Here is a 1,925-nt window from a genome sequence, read left to right on the forward strand (position 1 = left end):
GTATCGAACTGGTCACGGTAACCCATACAACCGCTGCGGCGCAAACAACAAGAACCGTAATCCCTTTAGGATGCCTGACATCCAGAGTCTTCATCAAAGAACTCCTTTGGTTGACAAGTCAGTGCCCAGAAAATATTCTGACAGTATATTCAAAGCATGTTGTTTTACAGTAAAAATTCTACAAGATTAAGTTATAACCATCCACATCAAAAACCTGGTGCAGAGCAAGATTATAAGGATTTCTGGATTCAAAGCTAAAGGACAAAATATTATCTTAGATCTTACGACCATACCGAGTGTGCCTGATAATTCCAGCAGATGTCCAAATTTACGCTGCCACTTTCAATATGAGGAGTTGAAGAATCAATGAACTGTTGGTTTACAAGTAATCTTGGTGATGCCATGTTGGCAGGCGAATCAATAGAGTATCTCAAGGAGCTTTTCTTGTCAGAATATGAGACGGACAACAGCTCAAAAGAACAGGCCTTATTTATTCGTCATGAATCAGAGGGGCATCTTCACTGCGAAGTCAAGATCTACTTTTCTCCTGCGACAATAATTGTAGCAAAGATAGTCGATGCAACCCCTTGCAACAAGCCCTCTTCGAACGGTTTAGGTTTGTTAGCTGGTTCGCAGGAATCGTGGACAGTTCTCTTTCCAGAAAAATCAATTGCATGACAGCAAGTCGGTTGCACCAACTCTCTAAGGAGGATTTTAAGATGAATCATCCGGAAGTAGTTTTGCTTGTTCGGTTTAAAACGTCGTTATCTCCCGAGGAGATTTCAAGGTGGCCGAGGAACGTGCGCCAGAGTTCAAAGCTCTCAAGGGGTTGCAGCAGAAGTACTACATCCAGGACGTTGCGTCCGGGGAGTATGCAGGTCTCTACCTTTGGAAATCACCGGAAGCCATGGCAGAATACCGCGATTCCGAGCTAAGGGCCAGCATTGCGGCGGCATACCAAGTGCAAAGTGAGCCCAGAGTGGAAGTCTACAGGGTGGCCAAGACGCTACGGGACGACATTGCCTAAATGTGCCACGGCCTCTGAACCATAGGGGGCGAATCCTAAATATTCACAATAGGTAATATGCGCCCCTTATGGTTCTATTAAAAACGTTACTGACAAATCGCTTAAGCTGTCGTGGACAACATGCGAAGTTTTGCATAATGGTCTGTACCAATTCGGTGTAATTACCACTTTGCTGCTCGGCTCAAACATTACTCCATCTAGCATTTCCTTTTGTGATTGATTCTACTTTCGTAGCAAATTTGAGGTAGAGGCTTAAGATTGCAAGAAGAACCACAGCGTGATTGACTTTCCCCTCAGGTGTATATGTCTATTGTTAACCGAACAAGGATTTGACTCGAATTTCTAGCAAAATAAGAAGGTCGGCTTGAATTTTTTAAAAGCGTTATTTTCCTGACATGAAAAAGAAATTTTCTAATCCAAGATTGTTCCAGATAATCTTTGCGCTTTCTCTACATGATCCGCAACCTCAAAAACAATAACAAAGACAACCACTTCTGGTCTAAGTGGCTGCGGCTTATTCACGTTTTCAAGGCTCCATCTTGGAAAAAGGTGAACAGTAGTTAAGTAAAGTTGAAGCGATTAGCTAAGTATTAAACCTTAGATTTGGCAATCCAACAGTACGATATGTGGATCCCAGACAGCCACACTTTAATCAGGTCCAGATTCTGTTCGAAATTGAGAACATTTCTGTTTTGATGCCACCTTTCGATCCTGTACAGTTTTCCTCACCTACTTCTTTTCAAAGATTAGATTTCATGGAAACCAGGTTGGGTGATTAACCCGACTGGCTCCTGAACCGTTATAAGTTGAGGGATTGACTTATTTTAAAGATGGAATACAGTGATTACCGGTCTTTTTGCCGTTCCCAATAAAAAAGGAAAAATAACGTTGACTAGTC

At 42.3% G+C, this 1,925-nt stretch carries 2 protein-coding genes; both read left to right on the forward strand.

Annotated features, from left to right (window positions below; genetic code table 11):
• Window positions 1-366: 366 nt before the first annotated feature.
• On the forward strand, window positions 367-678 hold the full coding sequence (locus tag ACYQ8U_RS22885; RefSeq protein ID WP_459947875.1) for a hypothetical protein: 312 nt from the start codon (window positions 367-369) through the stop codon (window positions 676-678).
• Window positions 679-787: 109 nt separating this feature from the next.
• Window positions 788-1,027, forward strand: coding sequence for a hypothetical protein (locus ACYQ8U_RS22890; protein ID WP_459947876.1), 240 nt, complete (start codon window positions 788-790; stop codon window positions 1,025-1,027).
• Window positions 1,028-1,925: the final 898 nt, after the last annotated feature.

This window comes from Desulfocastanea catecholica (assembly GCF_054657295.1).